The following is a 7,786-nucleotide window of genomic DNA, read 5'->3' on the forward strand; positions in this document are numbered from 1 at the left end:
ACTGTTAAGTACAAAAGAGTATTGCATTAAAGCATGTGTATGAAAATTTTACCTAAAAGGGATTCTTAGCAGTTTAATCTAAAATGTTGAAAACATGAACTTTAAACATAATTTATTCGTATGAAAAGTACACTTTTAATTTTCGCCTTATTAAGTCTATTATTTTCATGTAATAGCTACGATAAAGCTGTTTCTAATACACCTCAACTACCAACACCTCCGTCTTCGGTGAAAATGAACAATGGAGATTGGCTTCAACATGTTGATTATAAAATGAATATTGATATGGACGTAAACACCTATCAATACAAAGGCGACCAAACCTTGGTTTACACTAATAATTCACCTGATGTATTAAACAGGGTCTATTATCACTTATATTTTAATGCTTTTCAGCCGGGAAGCGAAATGGACGTACGCTCACGTACAATTTCTGACCCCGATAGACGTGTTGGTGATAGAATAAGTAAATTGAAACCTAATGAAATTGGTTTTATAAAAGTAAATAGCTTATCGCAGAACGGAACTGCTTTAAATTTTGAAACTGTTGGAACTGTTTTAGAGGTTGAGCTCTCAAAACCTATTCAACCAGGAGAAAAAGTAACCTTTGAAATGAATTGGGACGCACAAGTGCCCGTTCAAATTCGTCGCTCTGGTCGTAATAACGCAGAAGACGTAGCGCTTTCAATGACGCAATGGTACCCTAAATTGGCCGAATATGATGATGAAGGTTGGCATGCCGACCCCTATATTGGAAGAGAGTTTCATGGCGTTTGGGGTGATTTTGAAGTCAATCTAACAATTGACAAAAATTATGTTGTTGGCGGAACGGGCTACCTTCAAGGAGAGCCAAAAGTAGACGGTTCTAAAAAAACAATGACCTTTTTTGCGCCTCGCGTGCATGATTTTACATGGGCTGCAGACCCTGATTATATTCATGATATTTATCAAATGCCTAATGGGCCAACTTTAAACTTCTATTATAAAAAAGATTTACCTGCTGAAAATCTTCAGTATTGGAAAGATTTGCAACCAGATACTGCAAAATTGATGAAATTTTTTTCTGAAAATGTTGGCAAATACCCTTATGACCAATATTCTGTAATTCAAGGTGGTGATGGTGGTATGGAATACGCCATGTCAACATTAATTACAGGGAAAAGAAGCTACGGAAGCTTATTGGGCGTAACAGCACATGAATTAGCACACACTTGGTTTCAATTTTTACTAGCAACAAATGAAGCAAAACATGAGTGGATGGACGAAGGGTTTACAAGTTACATTTCTGCTTTAGCTATGAACTCACTACGTGACGAGCCTAAAGAAAATCCAACATCTGGTTCTTATCGTGGCTATATTGGTTTGGCTACATCTGGAAGAGAACAACCTTTAACAACACATGCAGATAGATATGAATTTAACCGTGCATACGGTGCTTCTGCCTACAGTAAGGGGGCTGTTTTTATTGCACAGCTAGGCTATATTATTGGTGAAGATAACTTAAAGAAAACATTAAAAAAATACTTTAATGACTTTGCGTTTAAGCACCCGAAACCTATGGATATTGTTAGAACAGCTGAGCGCATAACAGACTTTGAATTAGATTGGTACCTTATTGATTTTGCGCAAACCATAAATACTATTGATTATGGTGTAAAATCTATAGACGGGTCAACAGTTACTTTAGAAAGAATAGGACAAATGCCTATGCCTCTAGATGTAAGTGTTACTTACGCTGATGGCACTAAAGAGGAGTTTTACATTCCTTTGCAAATGATGCGTGGTGAAAAACCAACAAAAGCTACAATTCTTGCTGATTGGGCTTGGGCTTACCCAACCTATGAATTAAAAACTTCAAAAACTATAAAGTCTATAGAAATAGATTCGTCAGAGATGATGGCAGATGTTAATAGAGCAAATAATGTAGCTAATTTATAGGCTTACATATTTTTATGTATACCACGGTGCCTTTTTATACATTTCCGTTTTAGCAACACGCTCTCGGTTATATAGTAAAAGGTGAGTATCATCTTGTTGCTTATTCCTATACCCTAGCAAATGAAAAATAGATTTCGCCATAAAACGGGTAATTCTTAGGTTAGCTCGTAAAATGCCGTTGGTTTTATCATGCCATTTTATACCTGGTAGTAATGTTAACAATCCGTCTAATTTTAGCTTTCGTACTAGAGCTGATACCTCGAGGATAAAGCGTGGTATGCGTTTTATAATAAAAAATCCATCATTGCCTTTTTCTTGATATAGTGGCATAAATAACTCATGGCTAGACGGTGCATAAATAGGCTTCTGGTTAGATGTTGCTAAAAGTATTCCTTTTTTTATTGGCTGAAAACTCTCGAATCCATGTTCCATTTTAAAATTTTCATTTTCATTAATATGATACTTATAAATAACTTCATAAATATCGGTTTTATTTTTAGCTGATTTTTGTAGCTGTTGATAATGAGTTTTAAATTCATTAAAACGTTCTTTTAACGCTCCTGAATAATGACAAGCTAAGTGAATAAAAGATTCACAATTAATAATTGCTGCCTTGTCGTTATGTTGACCTGCTTCAAAACCTAAAGACACAAAGCCCTGTTTATTTAAATAACTTAACAATGGTCCTTCAAGATATTCCTCAATTCCTAAAACAACAGGCACAGGAAAGTGCTTTGAAAACTTTCGGTTAATTATAGCATCATTAATGGTTATAAAAGGAAGTGTCTTGCTAGACGTAGTATGAAAATCTATAAAATATACAGGTTCGGTATTATTAGATAAAAGACCTGAAATAAACTTAAAAAGTGCTTTTTGCTCTTGTTCCTCTTGTGAATAAATTGTTTTATCTTCTAAATCGTTTAAAAACTGTGTTGTCCAAATTCGGTTAAGGTCCTTATCGATGTATCTTTTATTTTGATTAATGGCTTTGATATTTCCATAAACTCCAAATATTTGACCACAAATATTATCTTTTTTTAGTTGGGGTAAAACATTTTTTAAAGCCTCTACTCCTGCTTTCTCATTGCCATGAATACCTCCAAAAAAAACTAAAGTTGGTCCTTTGCTCTGGCCTCTAACATGGTGAATAATTCGCTTTTCTAAAGTTGGGCTATCTTTTAATTCAATCATGGGTTGCACCTTAAAAATCATTAGTGGTCAAAATACCTAAGAGTCTTTTATTATATACTACAGGTAAACAGTTAATTTGTGCTTCTTTCATTATACGCTTTGCTTTTTCAAGTGATTTTTCTTGACTAATGGTAATCAGCTCGGTTTGCATTATATTAATAACGTTTTGCTTCAAATCAGTGTTGCCAAGTTTAATTAAATCAGTCCAAGAAACTAAGCCCTTTAATTCCTTTTTATTATTGACTACTGGTAAATGATGAATTTTTTTCCATTTCATGATATGACTCACCAGCTCTAAACTATCACTTTCATGAACCACAAATAATTTTGTTTGCATTCTGTGTTTTACGATGGGTTCGTAATCTGTACAATTAAATTTATGATTATTAGGTTCGGGCCATTTATCTATAGTGTCATCACTAAACTGTTTTTTATGCATAAAAGCTGTTAACTCTTGTCGAGCTTCAAATCCTGTTTTTGTTTTTTGTAAATTTCTATAACTTTCAACCATCCATTGTGCTCCATTTTTGCTTTTAACACGATTCTCTATAATACTTAGGTATGTGTCAATATCATTGGAATTAATATTAACTTTTTCAAGTCCTTTTTGGGCTATAGGTAATAATTTTTTTAAGATTAAATCACTCACAGACACTAATTTTCCCATCCACTTAAACTTTGTTTCCATACCATAACGCGCAGCTTTAAAGAAGTTGTTCTTTACATCTTTAAACTCCATCTTTTCTGGCATCTTTTTATATGCTTCGGTCTGTCCATGCATTAAACCTACCCAAAAGACCATATTTGCAATTTCATCCTTTAATGTAGGGCCACTAGGAATGTAACGACATTCAATTCTTAAATGTGGTTTACCTCCACCAACACCATAGCATACGCGATTCCATTTGTAAACTGTACCATTATGCAATTGTAAGGCGCGTAATTTTGGTATTTCTCCATTTTTAAGTAAGTCTAAACTGTCTTCAAGCCCATCGGAAGTCAATAGGCTTCTAAATCTTGATACGTGGTCTCTAAAAATATCTGTAACCGTACCTTCTTCCCATTGGTCTCCAAAACTAACTCGAGATTGTTTTTCATCAAAAACTAAAGAACTCGTACGTGTGTCTATACTTTGAGTAAATACAGCAATTCTAGTCTCAGCCCAAAGTTCACGACCAAATAATATTGGTGAATTAGCGCAAACTGCCATAACAGGTGCTGCTATAGTTTGGGACCAATTGTACTTTTCAACAAACTCATCGGGATTGATTTGTAAATGTGTCTGAAAGCTAGTATTACAAGCTTCTAACATAACGCTATTGTGAAATAATCTTAATTCATCCACACCTTTTATATGAATATTAAAATCCTGACTCCTTGAGTCTTTTAATGCTTTATTTAACATACCATAGCGTGGCTTTGGTGTCATCCAGTTTTCTTTTATATGCTTATGTCGTAGTGTTGGTAATATACCTGTTAACAATACTTTTGTATCTAAAGTGCTAGCTGCTTTTTGTGCCTTTTCAAGCAATGTTTTAAATTGGTGGTATAGTTCTGAAAAACAGTTGTCTTTAAGTTCTAATGGGTCAGAATTAATTTCTAAATCATATTTTCCTATTTCTGTAGTAAAGTGCTCATCATCTATAACATCAAGTATTTCTATAGCCTTTTTACTGGGGGAAAAATCTTCCGTAACAATACAAAACTCTTGCTCTGCTCCTATTCTAATTGGTTCTTTTTCAATAAGATTTTTATTAAGCATTATCTCTAATGCTTTTAAATCTTTAAGTAGATAATGCGTATACAATGCCTTTTCTTCAGGCGATACCAATTGTTTTACCTTTAGCTGTCCCATGATTACTTTGGTAATAGATATTAGAATATTGTAAGTTATACCTTAACAACGAGTATTTATATGATTTTTGTCATGTAAAAGACTAAGCAATACTTGGCTATGCAAAGGATATGGCTACATTTGTAATTGGTAAGTTGTTTTTATGAGCTACAGATATTCAAAAAAAGATAAACTTAAAAGTAAGAAATTGATTGAGCAACTCTTTACTAAAGGGAAAGCGATTACGGTATTTCCGTTACGTCTAGTCTATCTTAAGACTACTTTTGATGATGGCTCTATTTTAAAAACTGGTGTTTCAGTAAGTAAGCGTTTGCATAAAAGTGCTGTTGACAGAAATCAGATAAAAAGACTCATGCGTGAGGCTTATAGGTTGAATAAGCCAAAATACTTTAACACAAACACAACAACTTTCGCTTTTATGATTTTATATATTAGTAAAGACAAAATTACTTTCTTAGAATTGGATTCTAAAATGAAGATGCTTTTTGAAAGGTTTTTAAAAAATACAGCTAAAGATGAAACGATTTCTAAATAAAAAAATAATTATTCCTATAAGCTTGGTTGTAGTATTTTTAAGTACAGCAGCCTTTAACTCTAACTTCTTTGAAATAGCAAAGCAAATTGAAATTTTTACCACCATGTTTAAAGAATTAAACATGAATTATGTAGATGATACCAACCCTGGTGATTTAATGGATACAGCTATTAAGAGTATGTTAGATGAATTAGACCCTTACACACGCTTTTACAATGAACAGGATGTACAATCTTCGAGAATAAACAATGCTGGAGATTATACAGGAATTGGTGCTAAGGTACGCACGATGAAGGATAGGTTAGTTATCGTAGAACCATACAAAAACTATGCGGCTGATAAAGCGGGATTAAAGGCTGGTGACGAAATTATAAAAATAGATAATGTTGATATTACCGACTTTAAAGATGACGCAGGAAATCTTTTACAGGGTGCTGCCGGTACAAAAGTAACTTTGACTTATAAGCGTCAAGGAAAAGTAAACACAACTGAGGTCACCAGAGAGTCTTTAGAAATAGATGCTGTACCTCACTACTCGATGATTAATGAAGATACAGGTTATATTGTGCTTAGAAAATTTAATAAAAAAGCATCTTCTCAAACTATTAAAGCACTAAACTCTTTAAAAAATGTAGGTGCAAAAAATATCGTTTTAGACTTAAGAGCAAATCCAGGTGGTTTACTAAACGAGGCTGTAAATATTGTAAATATTTTTGTACCAAAAGACCAGCTTGTAGTCACCACAAAATCAAAAGTAAAAAAATATAATAAGACCTATTATACACAAAAGAATCCTGTAGATTTAGATATTCCTATAGTCGTGTTAATTGATGGTAAATCTGCTTCTGCAAGTGAAATTGTTTCTGGTGCATTACAAGATTTAGACCGCGCTGTAGTTATTGGTGCCCGAAGTTTTGGTAAAGGTTTGGTACAACGGCCAAAACCTTTGACCTATGGCACACAAATGAAAATTACAATTTCTCGCTACTACACACCATCAGGACGTTGTATACAAGCTTTAGATTATTGGAATAGGGATAAAAAAGGAAATGCAACGCGCACAAAAAAACAAGATTATAAAGCTTTTAAAACCAAAAAAGGGCGTTCCGTTTTTGATGGTGGTGGCGTACAACCTGATATTGAAATTGAAGTTGCTAAACAAACACCAATCACAAAAGCTATTGAAGCCGAAAATTTAATTTTTGACTTTGCTACAGATTATTTTTATAACAATAAAGTCTCTGACTTGAAAAATTTTAATATCACTGATTCTGATTTTCAAAGTTTTACAGATTTCCTAAAAAACAACAATTTTAATTTTGAAACTAAGACCGAAAAAGCACTTAATAAAGCTTTTGAAATTGCAGAGAATGAAGACTTGGATTCCAGTATTTCAGATGAGTACAAAGCTTTAATTAAAGCTTTAAAAGATTATAAAACATCATCTATAAATAAGGATAAAAAACGATTATCTCTATTATTAAGAGATGAAATTATAAAACGTTATTTCTATGCAGAAGGCTTATACGACTATTATAAAGCTAATAATACAGAGATTAGAGAAGCTTTAGATATTCTTTCAGATCCATTGAAGTATAATAAGATTTTAAATTAAGATTTTTTCATTTTGATGTGTGGAATACCATCTTCGAGATACTCCTTTCCTATTTCAAAGAAACCAAGATTATTATAAAACTTTTTAAGATACGTTTGTGCAGAAATTAATATTACTTCTGTATTATAATTGTCTCTAATCGCAGAAATTGATGCTTCCATAATATCATACCCATATCTGTGTTGACGTTCATTTTTTGCAACAACAACACGTCCAATACTTGCTGCTTCTTTAAAATAATCGCCTGCTTTAAAAATGCGTGTATAAGCAACTATCTTTTCTTCTTTATAACCCAAAACATGAAGAGCTTTTTGATCTTTATTATCAATATCTTGGTAAACACAATCTTGTTCTACAACAAAGACTTCACTTCGTAATTGAAGCAAGTCGTACAATGTTTTTTTCGTTAATTGATTAAATGTTTTGACAGTAATTCGTAACATCAATAGAAATTATTTTATCAGTTTAAAGATAGAATGAAATTTAATAAAAAAAAAAGCCTAAAGAAAATTCCTTAGGCTTGTCTCCAGGGCAAACGCATCATAATTTGAGTATTTTTAGCATATATTGATTATTGATAGCCGCTTTTAGTCTTCTGCTTTTAATACCCACTTTAGCTTTGATATCTTTTTTAAGAAGATTTAAAGCGATT

At 32.7% G+C, this 7,786-nt stretch carries 6 protein-coding genes; 3 read left to right on the top strand and 3 right to left on the bottom strand.

Annotated features, from left to right (window positions below; translation table 11 throughout):
- The first annotated feature begins 120 nt into the window (after positions 1–120).
- Positions 121–1,938: a M1 family metallopeptidase gene (locus HKP48_RS11120; protein WP_296345828.1), complete on the top strand. Its 1,818-nt coding sequence runs from the start codon at positions 121–123 to the stop codon at positions 1,936–1,938.
- A 12-nt stretch (positions 1,939–1,950) separates the two neighbouring features.
- On the opposite strand, the gene HKP48_RS11125 is transcribed toward HKP48_RS11120, so the two are convergent.
- Both HKP48_RS11125 and HKP48_RS11130 read right to left on the bottom strand, forming a co-directional pair.
- Positions 1,951–3,129 (bottom strand): succinylglutamate desuccinylase/aspartoacylase family protein, encoded by a 1,179-nt coding sequence (locus HKP48_RS11125; protein ID WP_296345830.1) that lies wholly within the window; start codon positions 3,127–3,129, stop codon positions 1,951–1,953.
- A 10-nt stretch (positions 3,130–3,139) separates the two neighbouring features.
- Positions 3,140–4,984 carry a glutamate-cysteine ligase family protein gene (locus tag HKP48_RS11130; protein ID WP_296345832.1) on the bottom strand — a complete coding sequence of 615 codons (1,845 nt, stop codon included), beginning with the start codon at positions 4,982–4,984 and terminating at the stop codon, positions 3,140–3,142.
- 142 nt (positions 4,985–5,126) lie between these two features.
- On the opposite strand from HKP48_RS11130, the gene rnpA reads away from it, so the two are divergent.
- Positions 5,127–5,519 (top strand): ribonuclease P protein component, encoded by a 393-nt coding sequence (gene rnpA, locus HKP48_RS11135; protein WP_296345834.1) that lies wholly within the window; start codon positions 5,127–5,129, stop codon positions 5,517–5,519.
- On the top strand, positions 5,500–7,134 hold the full coding sequence (locus tag HKP48_RS11140; protein WP_296345836.1) for a S41 family peptidase: 1,635 nt from the start codon (positions 5,500–5,502) through the stop codon (positions 7,132–7,134). Before rnpA ends, HKP48_RS11140 begins: the two co-directional genes overlap by 20 nt.
- Here HKP48_RS11140 and HKP48_RS11145 read toward each other — a convergent pair.
- On the bottom strand, positions 7,131–7,577 hold the full coding sequence (locus tag HKP48_RS11145) for a GNAT family N-acetyltransferase (protein ID WP_296345838.1): 447 nt from the start codon (positions 7,575–7,577) through the stop codon (positions 7,131–7,133). The two genes, HKP48_RS11140 and HKP48_RS11145, sit on opposite strands and share 4 nt — an antisense overlap.
- Positions 7,578–7,786: the final 209 nt, after the last annotated feature.

This window comes from Winogradskyella sp., assembly GCF_013042245.1.
Lineage (GTDB): Bacteria > Bacteroidota > Bacteroidia > Flavobacteriales > Flavobacteriaceae > Winogradskyella.

Bases quoted from the DNA above. Each gene is read 5' to 3' on its own strand.
- HKP48_RS11140 (WP_296345836.1), top strand. From the start codon at position 5,500: ATGAAACGATTTCTAAATAAAAAAATAATTATTCCTATAAGCTTGGTT.
- HKP48_RS11145 (WP_296345838.1), bottom strand. From the start codon at position 7,577: ATGTTACGAATTACTGTCAAAACATTTAATCAATTAACGAAAAAAACA.
- HKP48_RS11130 (WP_296345832.1), bottom strand. From the start codon at position 4,984: ATGGGACAGCTAAAGGTAAAACAATTGGTATCGCCTGAAGAAAAGGCA.
- HKP48_RS11120 (WP_296345828.1), top strand. From the start codon at position 121: ATGAAAAGTACACTTTTAATTTTCGCCTTATTAAGTCTATTATTTTCA.
- HKP48_RS11125 (WP_296345830.1), bottom strand. From the start codon at position 3,129: ATGATTGAATTAAAAGATAGCCCAACTTTAGAAAAGCGAATTATTCAC.
- rnpA (WP_296345834.1), top strand. From the start codon at position 5,127: ATGAGCTACAGATATTCAAAAAAAGATAAACTTAAAAGTAAGAAATTG.